Source organism: Altererythrobacter sp. KTW20L (assembly GCF_023501975.1).
Taxonomy (GTDB): Bacteria; Pseudomonadota; Alphaproteobacteria; order Sphingomonadales; family Sphingomonadaceae; genus Alteraurantiacibacter.
On sequence record NZ_JAMFLH010000004.1, the window covers coordinates 125,001 to 142,059 of the forward strand.

A 17,059-nucleotide genomic window follows, 5' to 3' on the forward strand; every position below is an offset into this window, starting at 1 on the left:
GAGATTTGCTCCACGCATCTTTGACATTGTGAATGGGTTTTTAAATCGATGCCGTGGAGCACAGCTCTCAGTGATCTTAGGGTCACCGTGTGTGTGCGACACTAATAGATGTATTATCTGGCTGAGATAATCCTCCATACCATCGTGAAAACGGTCAAGTGTTATACAGGCTTGTCGTTGATGGTGTGGATCTCAAGCGTGAGGTAAGAGCAATTGGCGGATGCCTTGGCATGTACAGGCGAAGAAGGACGTGGCACGCTGCGATAAGCGTCGGGGAGTTGTGAGCGAACTTTGATCCGGCGATTTCCGAATGGGGAAACCCACCTTCACCATTTCCTCTGTGTTTCCTTCGGGGGGCATAGAAGAGGTGGATAAGGTATCATCAGACTGAATAAAATAGGTTTGGTGAAGCGAACCCGGGGAACTGAAACATCTCAGTACCTGGAGGAAAAGACATCAACAGAGATTCCCGTAGTAGTGGCGAGCGAACCGGGACCAGGCCAGTGCCTTCATTTCAACTAGCAGAACACTTTGGAAAGAGTGGCCATAGCGGGTGACAGCCCCGTATGCGAAAGTGATGATGAAGGACTCGAGTAGGGCGGGACACGTGAAATCCTGTCTGAACATGGGGGGACCACCCTCCAAGCCTAAATACTCGTACATGACCGATAGCGAACAAGTACCGTGAGGGAAAGGTGAAAAGCACCCCGATTAGGGGAGTGAAACAGTACCTGAAACCGATTGCTTACAATCAGTTGGAGCCTCCTTGAGGGGTGACAGCGTACCTCTTGTATAATGGGTCAGTGACTTAATTTATCGAGCAAGCTTAAGCCGTTAGGTGTAGGCGCAGCGAAAGCGAGTCTGAATAGGGCGACTGAGTTCGATGAATTAGACCCGAACCCCGGCGATCTAGGCATGGCCAGGTTGAAGGTGCAGTAACATGCACTGGAGGACCGAACCGTTTAACGTTGAAAAGTTATCGGATGAGCTGTGTTTAGGGGTGAAAGGCCAATCAAGCCGGGAAATAGCTGGTTCTCCGCGAAAACTATTGAGGTAGTGCGTCGGATGTATGCCGTTGGGGGTAGAGCACTGGATGGGCTAGGGGGTCGCGAGATCTACCAAACCTAACCAAACTCCGAATACCAACGAGTCTTATCCGGCAGACAGACGGCGGGTGCTAAGGTCCGTCGTCGAAAGGGAAACAGCCCTAACCTACAGCTAAGGTCCCCAAGTCATCACTAAGTGGGAAAGCATGTGGGAATCCCAAAACAACCAGGAGGTTGGCTTAGAAGCAGCCATCCTTTAAAGAAAGCGTAACAGCTCACTGGTCTAAATAAGGGTTCCTGCGGCGAAGATGTAACGGGGCTAAAGTGATGCACCGAAGCTTAGGGTTTGATCTTCGGATCAAGCGGTAGCGGAGCGTTCCGTAAGCCTGTGAAGCGATCTGGTAATGGGTCGTGGAGGTATCGGAAGTGAGAATGCTGACATGAGTAGCGATAAAGAGGGTGAGATGCCCTCTCGCCGAAAGACCAAGGGTTCCTGCGCAACGCTAATCGGCGCAGGGTGAGCCGGCCCCTAAGACGAGCCCGAAGGGGGTAGTCGATGGGAACCACGTTAATATTCGTGGGCCTGGTGGTGTGTGACGGATGATGGAAGTTGTCGATCCTTATCGGATTGGTTCGGCAGCCAAGTTGTTCCAGGAAATAGCCCCACCGTATAGACCGTACCCGAAACCGACACAGGTGGTCAGGTAGAGTATACCAAGGCGCTTGAGTGAAGTATCCTGAAGGAACTCGGCAAATTGCCTCCGTACCTTCGGAAGAAGGAGGCCCTGAATCGAGGCAACTCTTTTCAGGGGGCACAGGCCAGGGGGTAGCGACTGTTTATCAAAAACACAGGACTCTGCTAAGTCGGCTTCAAGACGACGTATAGGGTCTGACGCCTGCCCGGTGCTGGAAGGTTAAGAGGAGGAGTGCAAGCTCCGAATTGAAGCCCCAGTAAACGGCGGCCGTAACTATAACGGTCCTAAGGTAGCGAAATTCCTTGTCGGGTAAGTTCCGACCTGCACGAATGGCGTAACGACTTCCCCACTGTCTCCAGGATATGCTCAGCGAAATTGAAGTTCCCGTGAAGATGCGGGATACCCGCGGTTAGACGGAAAGACCCCGTGCACCTTTACTGCAGCTTCAGAGTGGCATTAGGAAAGAGTTGTGTAGCATAGGTGGGAGGCTTTGAAACTTGGGCGCCAGTCCGAGTGGAGCCAACCTTTGAAATACCACCCTGCTGTTTTCTGATGTCTAACCTCGCACCGTTATCCGGTGTAGGGACCCTCTGTGGCGGGTAGTTTGACTGGGGCGGTCGCCTCCTAAAGAGTAACGGAGGCGCGCGATGGTAGGCTCAGGCCGGTTGGAAACCGGCTGTTAGAGTGCAATGGCATAAGCCTGCCTGACTGCGAGACTGACGAGTCGAGCAGAGACGAAAGTCGGTCATAGTGATCCGGTGGTCCCTCGTGGAAGGGCCATCGCTCAACGGATAAAAGGTACGCCGGGGATAACAGGCTGATACTGCCCAAGAGCTCATATCGACGGCAGTGTTTGGCACCTCGATGTCGGCTCATCACATCCTGGGGCTGGAGCAGGTCCCAAGGGTTTGGCTGTTCGCCAATTAAAGTGGTACGTGAGCTGGGTTCAGAACGTCGCGAGACAGTTTGGTCCCTATCTGCCGTGGGCGTCGATTGTTGAGAGGAGTTGCCCCTAGTACGAGAGGACCGGGGTGAACATACCTCTGGTGTACCTGTCATTCCGCCAGGAGTGCAGCAGGGTAGCTATGTATGGACGGGATAACCGCTGAAAGCATCTAAGCGGGAAGCCTCCCTCAAGATAAGCAATCATCGAACCGTGATAGACCATCACGTTGATAGGCCGGGTGTGGAAGCGCAGTAATGTGTGTAGCTAACCGGTCCTAATAGTTCTGTTCGCGCTTGTTGATCCCACCATCAATGTCAGGCCTGTGGCTTATGCCGCAGACATGCATTGTGGAGGATATCCTCAGCACGATGATGCCTCAAGACAACAAACATCGATTTAAAAACCCTGCATGCACGCCGGCTTCATTGCTTGGTGGTCATAGCGTCTGTGACCCACCCGATCCCATCTCGAACTCGGCCGTGAAACCAGACAGCGCCGATGGTACTAACGCTCAAGCGTTGGAAGAGTAGGTCGCCGCCAGGCATTGTAGCCGGCGAGCACGCAGGGGATAACCCATTCACAGTCAAAGGGCTGTCCCTCACGGGATGGCCCTTTTGGCGTCTTTTGCGCAGTCATGCCGAAATGACGCCAAGGCCGCAGAACCATCAGGTTTTGCCCGGCCAACGGGGCCGCGAGGTTCCGCCGGTGCGCCAAGCATCGGGAGGTGACGCGGGGTGGAGCAGCCCGGTAGCTCGTCAGGCTCATAACCTGAAGGTCGTTGGTTCAAATCCAACCCCCGCAACCACCCCCTTTTTCCAAAACAGCCGTTCCGCAGGGAGCGGCTATTTTTTTATCCGCTGCAGACGTCGGCGCGCGGATGGCAATTGTTGCAGATTGGCACCAGTTTCTGCCGTCATGGCTTTGCAACATAACTGACGCGTTCCTTTCGCATTCCGGACCTAGCCGCTGCCCGTCATCAAAAAATGAGGGTTTGTCGCCAATGTCTGCCTTTTCCCGCAATCTGCTTCGTCCCCTGCTGCTGTCAGCTACGGCTTTGGCCCTGGTGGTCCCCGTTGCTGCCCAGGCGCAGAACACCGTGACCGGCCGCGTGGTCGATGCCGCTGGCGTCGGTCTGCCGGGTGCTGTTGTCGTGTTGCGCGAGAGCGGTCAACGCATCGTGACGGATCGCCAGGGCCGCTTCGTCGTCCCCTCGATCGAGGCAGGCGAACTGGTGATCGACGTGATCTATCAGGGGCTCGAAAGTGTGAGCCAGACTGTGACCGTGTCGTCGGGCTCTGCCAACGACTTTGCGATCACGATGGATGCGACTTACAGCACCGATGTCATCACGGTTTACGGGACGATCCTTGATTCCACGGCCCGCGCGCTCAACCAGCAGCGCAATGCCGATGCCACGACCAACGTAGTCTCGTCCGATTCCATTGGCCGCTTCCCCGATAGCAACATTGCAGAAGCGCTCCAGCGCGTACCGGGCTTCGGCGTCGAGCGGGACCAGGGCGAAGGTAATTTCATCTCGATCCGCGGTGCGCCTTCGGAATTCACCTCGATCACGGTCGACGGCATCAACCTGCCTTCGACAAGCGCCGATACCCGCGCGGTTGACCTGGGGTCCATTCCTTCGGATGTCGTTTCTTCGCTGGAAGTTTCCAAGACCCTGCTGCCCAGCCAGAGCGCGGATTCGATTGCCGGTTCGGTCAACCTGACCACGCGTTCGCCCTTTGACGATCCGCGGCTGCGCATTTCGGCCAACGGCGGTGTCAGCCATAACCAGTTCGGCAACACCAATGACTATCGCTTTGGCGGGACGGTAAGCACCGTGTCCGGTCCGGTCGGCCTCTTGCTGTCTGGCAGCCTGGCGCAGACCGACCGCAAGGTGGATAACTTCGAATCCGTCTGGGAAGTTGTAGAGCGGCCCGAAGGCAACGAAATCCTCGGTGTGCCGGAACAGGAGTTCAAGGACTACGACACCCGCCGCGAGCGCCTGGCGCTGACCGGCGCGATCGAGCTGGAGCCCGACAACGTCAGCCGCTATTTTGTGCGTGGAACATGGTCGAAGCGGACAGATGACGAGTTCCGCAACCTGCTGGCCGTTGTCTATGCCGATGGCGATCTCCAGCCGGGCGCGACCGAGACCGTGGCCACCTGGAACGACACGCGGGTCGCGCGCGAATTCCGCCACCGGGTGAAGGTCGACGAATCCTTCGTGGTCAGTGCAGGCGGCGTGCACGATTTCAGCACTCTCAGCCTCGATTACACCGCATCCTATTCGCGGGCCGAAGAAACCTATCCGATCCGCGCCCAGCTGCTGTTCCGTTCCAGCCTGCGCCCGGACATCACGCAGGATTTCACCACGCCCGACGCGCCCACTATCTCGCTGTTCGAGACCGGAGAGCATCTGGATTTCAGCCGCTACTCCTTCCGTGAGATCACGTTCCGCGAACAGGATACGATGCAGGACGAGTGGGCCTTCCAGGCCAATGTGTCGGTTGCGGGTGAACTGTTTGGAGCGCCGGCCACTTTCCAGACTGGCGCGCGCGTGCGCTTGGCGGAAATTGGCACCGATAACGAACAGTGGCGCAACCGCGGTGGTGCGGCTGCCCCGACTCAGTCCTTCGCCAACCTGATGTCGGACATCCCGTCGCAGAACTTTGCCTACCTCCTGGGCAACAAATATGATTCGGACCTGGTCCGGGCCTACTTCGAAGATGTGCGCCCAATTGCGCAGACCGATGCCACCCGTCGCATCTCGAACTCCATCGTTTCCGACTATGAAGCGAGCGAGGACATCTATGCCGGTTACGCGATGACCCGCGTCGAATTCGACCGCGCCAACCTGGTGCTGGGCCTGCGTGTGGAGCACACCAGCTTCTCCGGATCGGCGCCGGTCTTCAACACCGAGACCGAAACCTTCACCGTGGGCCAGGTGGATCGCAGCTACACCGATTTCTTCCCCAACCTGACGCTGCGCTATGAACTGGCGGATGACCTTGTCGCCCGCTTCGCGCTGACCCGCGCAGTCTCGCGTCCCAATTTCCGCGACGTTGTTCCGCGGGTGGAGGAGAACAGCGACAGCACCACCACGGTGGTCGATGTCTCGCGCGGCAATCCGGACCTGAAGCAGACCCTGTCGAACAACCTCGACTTCGGGCTGGAATACTACTTCCCGCCGCTCGGCCTGCTCTCGGCCAATTTCTTCTACAAGGATCTGGAAGACTACGAGTTCACGCTGACGACGCCCGGCACTTTCAACGGCCTGCCGGCGCGGATTTCCGAAAAGCTTAATGCCACCAGCGGCCACATCATGGGCTTCGAACTGGCTGCACAGGCGCAGTTCACTTTCCTGCCCGGTGCGCTGTCCGGCTTCGGCGTGTTCGGCAACCTGTCCTATGCGGACGCAGAGATCACCCTGCCGGGCACGATTGCCGGCCGGGCCTCGAAGGTGGCGCTGCCGAACCAGTCCGAATGGACCTACAACGCAGCGATCTTCTACGAAATGGGCGGGTTCAATGCGCGCCTGGCCTATACCCGCCGTACCGACTACGTCGACGAGTTCAACGAAGACGCGCGGCTCGATACCTTCTGGGAAGGGCGCGAGCAGGTTGACCTGACCGCCAGCTATGATGTGACAGATAACGTCAACATCTTCTTCGAAGGCAAGAACCTCACCAATACGCCGGGCGTGCGTTATGCGGGCAACCGTGCCCGCGTGACCGAGTACGAGAAGTTCGGTCGCCTCTACTTCATTGGCGCGCGGGTGAACTTCTAGTTCGTGAGCCAATTGTGATCGCATCGGCGGGGGCTAGGGCCCTCGCCGTTTGCATTTTTGCGCAGGAGCTGGCGCCGCAGCCTGCGTACGTCGGCCTGCACCAGGACTAGTTGGGAACCCGGGCGCGCAGCTGCAGATGGATTGCCTGCCCGGCCGTAACAGCAGTCGATCCCGGGTCGATCGAGAACTCGCCGACCTCGCTTTCGACGGTTGCCAAGGTCTCGTGGCCGATCTTGCGGACTGATAGGACCGTGGCTGGCATTCCTTCCCGTGCGATGAACATGTCCCTGGGGCGCACGATCAGCGTTGCGCCGTGTCCCGCAGGCACAGGCCCGAATGGGCTGGCGGCAGTTGCACCATTCATTGTGACCCGCACTTCCAGCGCATCGCCCAACAGGCGAGCGGCGACCAGCGAGGCGGGGTGGTCGTAACAGTCGGCAGGGGATCCGGTTTGCAGGATCCTGCCATCGGCCATCAGGATGAGGTCGTCGGCAATTGCCATCGCTTCATCGGGATCGTGGGTCACGACCAGCACGGTGGTGCCGACAGATTGCAGATCGAGCATCAGCGAGCGCCTGATCTGGGCCCTGAGATGCCCGTCGAGACCGGAAAACGGTTCGTCCAGCAGCAGCAGCACGGGCTCGCGCGCGAGTGCACGGGCAATCGCCACCCGCTGTTGCTCGCCGCCCGAAAGGGTGTGCGGCCACTTGTCGGCCAGGTGATCGACGTGGAGCCGGGCAAGCAGCTCATCCACCAGTGCCTGTCGGGCCACCTTGCCGAGGGACTGCACCCCGAAGCCCACATTGTCGCGCACGGTCAGGTGCGGGAACAGGGCGTTATCCTGGAATACCAGCCCCACGCCGCGCTGTTCCGGCGGCACTGTCAGGCCCGGGGCCGATACCGTCTGTCCGCCAATGGCGATTTCGCCTTCGTCCAGCGGCTCCAGCCCCGCGACCAGGCGCAGGATCGTGCTTTTTCCGCAACCCGATGGGCCGAGCAGGCAGGTGATCCGCCCCGGCTTCAGCGTGAATCCGGCCTGTTGCACAACTTCGCGTGCACCATAGCGGCGCGTCACATCGCGCAGGGTAAGGATCGGTCCGGGTTCCATGGACATGCGTCCTAGGTGCCCGGGCGCGCCAGCGCAATTCTCCGTGTGAGCCACAGGACCGTCGGGATCGACAGGGCAAGGATCAGCAGCGAGGGCGGCCCGGCCTGGGGCAAGCGCTCGTCGATGGCATAGTGGTGGGCGGTTACGGCCAGGGTATCGAAGTTGAACGGCCGCAGGATCAGCGTGGCGGGAAGTTCCTTCAGGATATCGATGAACACGATCAGCCCGGCGGTCAGCATGGCCCCGCGGGCGATCGGCAGGTCCACCGCGATAACGGCGCGGGTCTCTGACCTTCCGAGGGTGCGTGCAGCCTGGACCATCGATGGCGTTACCCGCGCAAGTCCGGCGTCGATCGGCTCCAGTGCCGCTGCCATCAGCCGCGCGGCATAGGCCAGCAGCAGCAGGGAAATGGCGATGGCCATGCCCGATCCAGGGGCGAGCGACCAGATGACGCCAGCCGGGGCCAGCAGGCCGATGGCCATGACCGCTCCCGGTGTCGCATAGCCCAGGCTGGCGATCCGCCCGGCCAGCGGCAGGCGGCGGGTGCCGAGCGCCAGCATCGTGGCGAGCAGAACGGTGAGCAGGCCTCCGGCGACCGCCAGCGACAGGCTGTTTTGCAGGGCGGCCAGCAGCCGCGCCCAGTCAGGCGAGGCGGAGCCGACATTCCACGCCAGCCAGCCGACCGGCAGCAGCAACCCGGCGGTTAGCAGGAACAGGCAATAGCTCGCAGCCAGCCAGCCGCGTGCGGGCGAAAGCGCCTGCGGTTCCCATTGGCGCCAGCGACCCCTGCCGCTCTCGTGCGTACGTCCCTTGCGTCCGGCGCGCTCGATCCACAGCAGCAGGGCGGCAGCCGCCAGCAGGGGCAGGGCGAAACGGGCGGCACTCACGGTCGATCCATAGACCGTCCAGGCCCGCACGATTCCCGTGGTCAGGGTCTGGACGTTGAGGAAACGCACGGCACCGAAATCCGCCAGCACTTCCATCATGGCGAGCGCCGTACCGGCCGCCAGCGCCGGTCGCGCCATCGGCAGGGCCACCCGCCACAGCGCGCGTCTGCCGTTGCAGCCGAGCATGGCGGCGGCTTCCAGCACGTTGACCGACTGGTTGATGAAGGCAGCCCGCATGGCGAGGTACACATAGGGATAGAATGCCGCCGACAGGATGAACACTGCGCCGCCCGTGCTGCGGATGGAAAACGGCAGGTCCGTTCCCAGCGAGGCCCGCATGGCGGTGCGCAGGGGGCCTGCCACGTCGAGCAGGTCGGCATAGCTGTAGGCCATGGCAAAGGCCGGGACGGCCAGCGGCAGGGCCAGGGCCCAGGCAAAGAATGAGCGCCCAGGAAAGCGGTGCATCGCCACCAGCCACGCGGCAATCGTGCCGGTGAAAGCCACGACAACCCCCACCAGCAGCGCCAGCCATGCCGAGGTCAGGGCATAGCGGGCGATATCCCGCCCGGCGATGTCCGCTGTCCCGCTGCCCATCGCGGCAAGGATCACTCCGCCAAGAGGGAGCAGGACGATCAGCCCGGCAATCGCCGCCATCACCGCAAGCGGCGATGGCCAGCGCAATGCCGCAGGTCGGGGGAAGCTGGCTGCGGTCAGCGCCAGCCCGCCGCGCTCATCAGCGATTGCGCCTGAGGTTGCCGCGCAGCGAAAGCCGCCACCGGCATCGGGTGCGCGGTGAACTCTGCATAGGCATCAACCGGGGCAGGCGCCGGCACGTCGGGCGAGGCCGGATATTCGTTGTTGTTGGCCGAAATGTGTGTCTGCGATTCGGAGGAAGCGAGGAATTCGAGCAGGCGCACGGCGTTGTCGCGGTTAGGCGCATTGGCCGCCACGCCGCCGCCCGAGATGTTCACATGGGCACCCTGGCCATCGAGGCTGGGGAAGCCGAGGGAGACCCGTTCGGTCACTGCGCGATCGGCGGCATCGTCGCTGTTGGCCATGCGGATGTAATAGTAGCTGTTGGTCAGGGCCACTTCGCAGACACCGGCACCCACGGCGCGGATCTGGTCACGGTCGCCGCCTTCGGGCGGTCGGGCCATGTTGGCCACCACGCCGCGCACCCATTCACCGGCCCGCTCCTCGCCCCAGGCCTCGATCAAGGCGCCGACCAGCGACAGGTTATAGACGCTATCGGACGAGCGCACGCAGATGCGGCCGCGGAAACGCGGGGTCGCCAGCTTGGCATAGTCGTCGATTTCCTCCGGCTGCACCTTGGCCGGATCATAGGCCACCACGCGGGCGCGGCGCATGAAGCCGTACCACAGGCCTTCGGGCTCGCGCAGGTTGGCGGGGATCCGATCTTCCAGCGTGGCCGAAGCGGTCGGCTGGAACAGGCCTGCCTGCTGTGCGCGCCACAGGGCGCCGGCATCGGCAGCGATGAACAGGTCGGCGGGGCTGTTGCTGCCCTCGGCGGTCATGCGGGCGACGAGTTCGTCGGGGCTGCCTTCCATCACGTTGATGGTAATGCCTGTTTCCTGGGTGAAACGGTCATAGAGCGCCTGGTCGCTGTCATAGTGGCGGGCGGAATAGAGATTGACCTCGCCGCCTTCGCTGGTGGCGTTGTCCTGCGAAGTGCATCCGCCAAGAACGGCAATACCTGCCAGCAAGGTGAAAATCCGCTTGTTCCGCACCATGTGAAATCTCCCGTTCCTGCCAAAGCCAGGCCCTTGTTGCGCCGACTCCGATAATGGCCAATTCACCGCAAAGCAAGACTGCGAATTACTCGCAAGAAAGTTGTTGCGAGTGGTTATCAAGTGCATTAGGGGCACGGAAACCACACGGATTCGGGGAAAAACGACAATGCGCCTTTCGACCAGCACTAGCCTGGCTGCCATCATCTGCGCGGCTGCATCGCCAGCCATGGCCAATGAAGCAGCAGACAGCCAGGACAGGGCGATCGACCGCATTACCGTGACGGCATCGAAGGCAGATGCGCTCGATGTGGGCGGATCGGTCCAGCGGCTCGATATCGAGGACCTGGAGACTTTCGCTTCGGGCGACGTGAACCGCATCCTACGCCAGGTGCCGGGCGTGTTCCTGCAGGAAGAAGAAGGTTTCGGCCTGCGCCCCAACATCGGCATCCGCGGGTCGGGCACGGATCGCAACGCGCGCGTGGCGATCATGGAGGACGGCGTGCTGATGGCGCCTGCCCCATACTCCGCCCCGGCGGCCTACTATTTCCCGCGCATGGCGCGCATCCACGCCATCGAAGTGGCCAAGGGCCCGGCGGCCATCAAGTATGGTCCGTCCACCGTGGGCGGCGCGATCAACTTCTTTGCCACCCCCATTCCCGATGTGGATGCAGGCGAAGTGGCAGCGCGCGCCACGGCGCTCTATGGCAACCATGACAGCCAGCGCCTGCACGGCTGGGTGGGCGGCTGGGCACCGCTGGGCGGCGATGTTGAGATCGGTGCGCTGGTGGAAGGGCTCTACGAGCACTCCGACGGTTTCAAGGATCTCGACATCGGCGGATCGACCGGTTTTCAGATCAGCGACTATACCGCGCGCCTCGGCCTGCGTTCGGCCGACCGCACCCACTCGCTCGAACTGAAGTACCAGCGCAATGACGAGCGCAGCGACGAAACCTATCTCGGCCTGACGCTGGCCGATTTCGCCGCCACGCCCAACCGCCGCTACAATTCCAGCCAGCTCGACGAGATGAATGTCGAGCACGAGACATACCAGCTCAGCCACTATCTCGAACTGGCACCCGAACTGTCGTTCAGCACCATCGCCTATCGCACCGACACGGCGCGTTCGTGGTACAAGCTCAACGACGTGCGCAATGCGGCCGATACCGGGTGGAACTCGCTGTCCGCCGTGCTGGCCGACCCCACTGCCTTCGCCGTTCCTTTCGCCGACATTGTCGGGGCGGAAGCCTATACAGGACGGGCAGGCGCGCTGAGGGTGCGCAACAACAACCGCGTGTACCAGACAACCGGCGTGCAGTCGGTCCTGTCGGCCGGCTTTGCCACCGGCTCGATCGGCCATACGCTGGAACTGTCGGCCCGCTATCACGAGGATTCCGAAGATCGCTTCCAGCAGGATGACCGCTACCAGATCGTCAACCAGCGCATGTTCCTGACCAGTGCCGGCGCGCCGGGCAGCCAGGACAATCGCGTGGGCGATGCCAAGGCCTGGGCCTTCTTCATCCGCGACACCATCGAGGCGGGCGACCTGACCCTGGTTCCCGGCCTGCGTTACGAGACCATCGACCTGCGGCAGACCCGCTGGGCGCTGGGCGACGTAGCCCGCACCACGCCGACTTCGGTGACCACGCGCAAGGTCGATGTGTTCATCCCCGGCATTTCCGCCGCCTACCGGCTGGCCGATGACGTGCGGCTGGTGGCCGGGGCCCACAAGGGCTTCAACACGCCTTCGCCCGGGTCCACGGTCGATATCGAGACGTCGTGGAACTATGAGGCTGGCGTCAAGCTGGGCAATGCCGACTGGCAGTTCGAGGCGATCGGCTTCTTCAACGACTATACCAACATGGTCGGCACCTGCACCGCATCCACCGGCGGCAACTGCAACATCGGCGACCAGTTCGATGGCGGCGGGGTTGATGTGAAGGGGCTGGAGGTGCTGGCAGGCACGACATTGGGCGACCGCAGCGTCCAGGGCGGCCCGGCCTTCCCCGTTTCGTTGGCCTATACCTTTACCAACGCCCGCTTCCAGTCCGACTTCGTCAGCGGTTACGAGCCGTGGGGTGCGGTCCAGAAGGGTGACCGCCTGCCATACCAGCCGACCCACCAGATCGCCCTCAACGCCGGGGTCGAACTGGACCGCATGAGCCTCAACACCGCGATAAACTGGGTCAGCGAAACCCGCTCCACGGCTGGCCAGGGCCCGATCGCCGTTGGCGACCGGATCAATGCCCGAGTGCTGGTGGACCTGGCGGCAGAGTTCGATGTGACGGACAACGTATCGGTGTTCGGCACGGTGCAGAATGTGTTCGGCGAAACCTACAACGCGGGCTTCTCGCCCTCGGGTGCGCGCCCCGGTGCGCCGCGGCTGTGGATGATCGGCCTGCGCGGGCGCATCTGATCTCCTATTGCGGGCGCCAGTGCGGTGACAGGTGGACAGCGGGGAGGGTGATCTCCGCGCTGTCGACGATGATCCGTGAACTTTCGCCCAGGTGCACGCGGTAGGTTCCCGCCGCGCGGCTCCAGCCGGGATTGGCAATGTCCCACAGTGCCAGCAGACGCGGGTCCACCGCCACGCTCACCATCTGCGTCTCGCCCGGTTCTAGCATGACCCTGGCAAAACCGCCCAGCCGCTGCGGGGCTTCCCAGCCCGATCCGCTCACGTAAACCTGCGCCGCATCGGCTCCGGCGCGATCGCCGCTATTGGTCACGCGGAACGTGGCCACCAGCCCTTCGCCAGCGCGGCTGAGAGTGAGGCCGGAATAGGCAAAGCTGGTGTAGCTAAGGCCGTGGCCGAAGGGGAACAGCGGTTCCAGTCCGTTGGCGTCGAACCACTTGTAGCCCACCGTCGCACCTTCGGTATAGACCACGTCCCCTTCCTGTGGATCGCCGGGATGGGGTAGCTGGTCCAGGCTGCGGGGGAAGGTCGCGGGCAGGTGGCCCGAAGGGTTGACCGCGCCGGTCAGCACGCGGGCGATGGCCGCGCCGCCCATGCGTCCGGGATACCACGCCTGCACGATAGCGCGCACCCTGCCTGCCCAGGGCATCAGCACCGGCCCCCCCGTTTGCAGCACCACCACCGTATTGCGCTGGTTGAGCGCGACCGACTCCACCAGTGTATCGTCCTCCACATGCATCGGCACATCGATGCTCTCGCTCGCCCACTGGTTGGCAAAGACAATGGCGAGGTCTGCCGCATTGGCGGCTGCCGCCGCACCTTCGTGGTCGCGCCCGTCGTGGTAGGAAATGTCGGCGTGGGGCAGCAGCGCGCGCAGTTCTTCCAGCGGGCTGGAAGGGTAATAGACCACGGGGCCAGGCCAGCTGGTCGGCTCGATCCCCGGCACGGCGTTCCCGCCATCGGGACCGTCGCCGGGATAGACCTGGCTCGATCCGCCGCCCGACAGCACGCCGCGATCGGCATGGCCGCCGATCAGCACGATCCGCCGCGCCGTGGCGGCGAGCGGCAGGAGGCCGCCCTCGTTCTTGAGCAATACGATGCCCGCTTCGGCCCCTGCCTGCGACACGGCGCGGTTGGTGGCAAAGTCGATGTATTGGCCTTCCTCCACCGGGTTATCGATCACGCCGTGGGCGAACATCGTGCGCAGGATGCGGGCGACCATCGTGGCGATCTGCTCGCGGCTGATCTCGCCTGCATCGAGCGCGGCCCGCAAGCGGTCGGCGCGGAACCAGGCGGCACTTTGCAGGCCGAAGCCCGATTCCTGGTCAAGCCCGGCATTAACCGACGGGGCGGTGGAATGGACCGCGCCCCAGTCCGACAACACGTAGCCCGGCCAGCCCCATTCATTGCGCAAAACCTGGGTCAGCAGGAACGGATGCTCGCAGGAATAGGGCCCGTTGACCCGGTTGTAGGCGCACATCACCGATCCGGGATCGCCCACCTCATGCGCGATCTGGAAGGCGAGGAGGTCGCTCATCCGCATGGCGGCTTCCTCCAGCACCGAATTGCCGGTGCCGCGCGCGGTTTCCTGGTCATTGACGGCGAAGTGCTTGGAAGTGGAGATGATGTTGTTCGACTGCACCCCGGCGATCTGCTCGCCCACCATCACGCCAGCCAGCTGCGGGTCTTCCCCCGCATATTCGAAATTGCGCCCGTTGCGCGGCTCGCGCATCAGGTTGACGCTGCCTGCCAGCAAGACATTGAAACCGTCCGCCCGCGCCTCGCGCCCGATCATCGCGCCGCCGGCATGGGCCATGCCGCGGTCCCAGGTGGCCGCCGTGGCGAGGCCCGAAGGCAGGGCCGTGCGTCCTCGCTTGTCCGGCGCACCGCCCTGCGTGGCCACGCCTATCCCGGCGTCGGCCTGCCATTGCGGCGGTATGCCGAGGCGGGGCAAGCCCGGGACATAGCCGGCCGATCCCGCGCGCGAGCCCTCCATGGCGGTATAGCGGGCAGGCTCGAAATCTGCCCCGAAAAAGCCCATCAGCAGGGACAACTGCTCGTCCAAAGTCATTTGCGCCAGCATCGTGGCTGCGCGCTCGTCCGGCGTGCCGGTGGTCTCGGCCGCCAGGACGGGCGGGGCTTCCTGTGCCATCACGGCGGGTGCCGCGAATGCCAGTGCAGTTGCCGCCAGCAGCAGTTTGGCCGATCTCATCATCGCTCTCCTTGTTGGTAACGATAACAGCACACTGCATCGCGCTGGCACAAGGGGACATGCGCGAGGGGACATGCAATTGTCGCAAATGTCGCCTATGCAAGGAAGCTGATTTACCAGGGAGCAGACCATGCACGCCGACCGCCGCCTCTTTCTTCGTGCCACCGGCAGCGCTTTTGCCGCCTTCGCCGCTTCGGCCTGTGCGGCGCGTGGTTCCGGCGGGATGGCGGGCCTCCCGACGGTCGAGGGCTACGGCGAACTGGTGCCCGATCCCGCCGCTCTGCTCGACCTGCCGCGCGGCTTTTCCTACCGCGTGCTGTCGTCGCTGGGCGATACGATGAGCGATGGCGGCACTGTCCCCGATTTCGCCGACGGCATGGGCTGCTTTGACATCGGCAACGGCGAACTCGCGCTGGTCCGCAACCACGAGCTGTCGCCGCAGCAGGACAGCGGCGGTGCAACCGGCCCGGCCTTCGATACTGTTGCCCGCAGCCTGATCCCGCTGCCCGGCGGGACGACGACGCTTGTGCTCGATGCGGCAACGCTCGACTTGAAGCGCGAGTACCGCAGCCTGGCAGGCACGATCCGCAATTGCGCTGGCGGCGTCACGCCCTGGGGCACCTGGCTGACCTGCGAGGAAGACGTGTCCCGCGCCGACGGCCGCCGCGCCAATCGCGACCATGGCTGGGTGTTCGAAGTGCCCGCCAATGCCGAACGGCAGGTGGAGCCCGTTCCGTTGACCGCCATGGGTCGCTTCAACCACGAGGCGGCCTGCGTCGATCCGGCCACCGGCGTGGTCTATCTGACCGAGGACCGCGACGACAGCCTGCTCTATCGCTTCATCCCCACCCGGCCCGGGCAACTGGTCGAGGGCGGCGTGCTCCAGGCGCTGGTGCTTGATGGTGTGACCGACACACGCAACCGCGATGGTGCGGTCTCGATCGTGCCGGGCCAGCTGGTGGCAGGCCGGTGGATCACGCTCGACAATCCCGAAAGCCCCGACGACGACCTGCGCCAGCGCGGCGCGGCAATGGGTGCGGCGCTGTTCGCCCGCGGCGAAGGCATCTGGATGGGCGAGGGCGAGTTCTATTTCACCGCCACGTCGGGCGGCGCGGCGCGCGAAGGGCAGATCTTCCGCCTGAGGCCGTCGATGCATGGCCCTGACGCGCTCGACCTGTTCTACGAAAGCGGCGCGCGCGAAGAATACAGCTATGGCGACAACCTCACCATCGCGCCCGATGGCCACCTGATCGTTTGCGAAGACCAGGCCGGCAACAGCGTGGATAACCACCTGCGCGGTATCACGCCCGATGGCCGTGCCTATGCTTTTGCCCGGCTGCGCCTTCAGAGCGAGACTGCCGGGGCTTGTTTCTCGCCCGATGGCCGCACGCTGTTCGTCAACGTGTTCAGCCCCACGCGCACCCTGGCGATCAGCGGGCCGTGGGCCTGGACCTGATCCTGTTCAGGCGCTGATCTGGCGCAGGTGGGCAAGTACCGATTCAGCCCATTCGGGGCGGCAGATCAGCAAGTCGGGCAGGTAGGTGTCCGGCTGGTTATAGACCATCGGGCTGCCGTCGATCCGGCTGCAGTGCAAGCCATGGGCCAGCGCCACGGCCACCGGCGCGCAGCTGTCCCATTCGAACTGGCCGCCCGAGTGAAGGTAGATTTCCGCCTCGCCCATGACCACAGCCATGGCTTTCGCCCCGGCGCTGCCCATCGGTACTAGCTCACCGCCCAGCAGTTTGGCCACGGCCACAGCCTCGGCGGCAGGGCGCGTGCGGCTGACCACCAGGCGCGGATGTTCCGGCGCGGCGGGAAGGGGGCGCGGCTTGTCGGTGCGCAGGACCACGCCGCCGTCCATTCCAGGCAGGGCCACTGCGCCCACCGTGGCAACAGCATCCACTGCAAGGCCGACATGGACCGCCCAGTCGCTGCGCGCCTCGCCATATTCGCGGGTGCCATCGACCGGATCGACGATCCACACGCGGCTTTTGGACAGGCGGTCGAGATTGTCCTTTTCTTCTTCCGACAATAGTCCGTCATCGGGACGCAAACGGCGCAGCATTTTGACGAGAAATGCATTGGCGGCTGCGTCGCCGGCAAGGCCAAGAGCCTTCCCATCGATGCCCTGCGCAATAAGCTCAGCTCGCTTGGCAAGCAGGATGTCGCCAGCCTGTTGTGCCAAATGGGTCGCCAGTTCGGCGTCGGTCATGCCGC

Annotated in this window: 8 protein-coding genes, 1 tRNA gene and 2 rRNA genes; 6 read left to right on the plus strand and 5 right to left on the minus strand. The window is 63.0% G+C overall.

Going from position 1 to position 17,059, the window contains the following annotated elements:
- Positions 1 to 193 precede the first annotated feature (193 nt).
- The 4 genes from M3P36_RS05070 to M3P36_RS05085 all read left to right on the plus strand — a co-directional run bounded on the left by M3P36_RS05070 (position 194) and on the right by M3P36_RS05085 (position 6,474).
- Positions 194 to 2,985: ribosomal RNA gene (locus tag M3P36_RS05070) — 23S ribosomal RNA — on the plus strand.
- Between the two features lie 130 nt (positions 2,986 to 3,115).
- Positions 3,116 to 3,230, plus strand: a 5S ribosomal RNA gene (rrf, locus tag M3P36_RS05075).
- 185 nt (positions 3,231 to 3,415) lie between these two features.
- Positions 3,416 to 3,492 (plus strand) — tRNA-Met (locus M3P36_RS05080).
- A gap of 195 nt (positions 3,493 to 3,687) precedes the next feature.
- Entirely contained in the window at positions 3,688 to 6,474 is a 2,787-nt protein-coding gene (locus tag M3P36_RS05085; protein WP_249702165.1) for a TonB-dependent receptor, read from the plus strand.
- A gap of 106 nt (positions 6,475 to 6,580) precedes the next feature.
- On the opposite strand, the gene M3P36_RS05090 is transcribed toward M3P36_RS05085, so the two are convergent.
- From M3P36_RS05090 to M3P36_RS05100, 3 genes are read right to left on the minus strand one after another with little or no spacing between them, the layout of a single operon-like run.
- Positions 6,581 to 7,582 (minus strand): ABC transporter ATP-binding protein, encoded by a 1,002-nt coding sequence (locus tag M3P36_RS05090; RefSeq protein WP_249702166.1) that lies wholly within the window; start codon positions 7,580 to 7,582, stop codon positions 6,581 to 6,583.
- Positions 7,583 to 7,593: 11 nt separating this feature from the next.
- Positions 7,594 to 9,123, minus strand: a complete 1,530-nt coding sequence (locus M3P36_RS05095; protein ID WP_249702167.1) for an ABC transporter permease — start codon at positions 9,121 to 9,123, stop codon at positions 7,594 to 7,596.
- Between the two features lie 56 nt (positions 9,124 to 9,179).
- A complete protein-coding gene (locus M3P36_RS05100) occupies positions 9,180 to 10,220 on the minus strand; it encodes an extracellular solute-binding protein (protein ID WP_249702168.1) in 1,041 nt (346 codons plus the stop codon).
- 166 nt (positions 10,221 to 10,386) lie between these two features.
- Here M3P36_RS05100 and M3P36_RS05105 point away from each other — a divergent pair, with 166 nt between their 5' ends.
- Positions 10,387 to 12,633, plus strand: coding sequence for a TonB-dependent receptor family protein (locus tag M3P36_RS05105; protein ID WP_249702169.1), 2,247 nt, complete (start codon positions 10,387 to 10,389; stop codon positions 12,631 to 12,633).
- Between the two features lie 4 nt (positions 12,634 to 12,637).
- On the opposite strand, the gene M3P36_RS05110 is transcribed toward M3P36_RS05105, so the two are convergent.
- Positions 12,638 to 14,842, minus strand: coding sequence for a beta-glucosidase family protein (locus M3P36_RS05110; protein ID WP_249702170.1), 2,205 nt, complete (start codon positions 14,840 to 14,842; stop codon positions 12,638 to 12,640).
- 130 nt (positions 14,843 to 14,972) lie between these two features.
- Here M3P36_RS05110 and M3P36_RS05115 point away from each other — a divergent pair, with 130 nt between their 5' ends.
- Complete coding sequence (locus tag M3P36_RS05115; protein WP_249702171.1) at positions 14,973 to 16,298, plus strand: alkaline phosphatase PhoX; 1,326 nt, start codon at positions 14,973 to 14,975, stop codon at positions 16,296 to 16,298.
- 6 nt (positions 16,299 to 16,304) lie between these two features.
- Here M3P36_RS05115 and M3P36_RS05120 read toward each other — a convergent pair whose 3' ends face one another.
- Positions 16,305 to 17,054 (minus strand): 3'(2'),5'-bisphosphate nucleotidase CysQ, encoded by a 750-nt coding sequence (locus M3P36_RS05120; protein WP_249702172.1) that lies wholly within the window; start codon positions 17,052 to 17,054, stop codon positions 16,305 to 16,307.
- Positions 17,055 to 17,059: the final 5 nt, after the last annotated feature.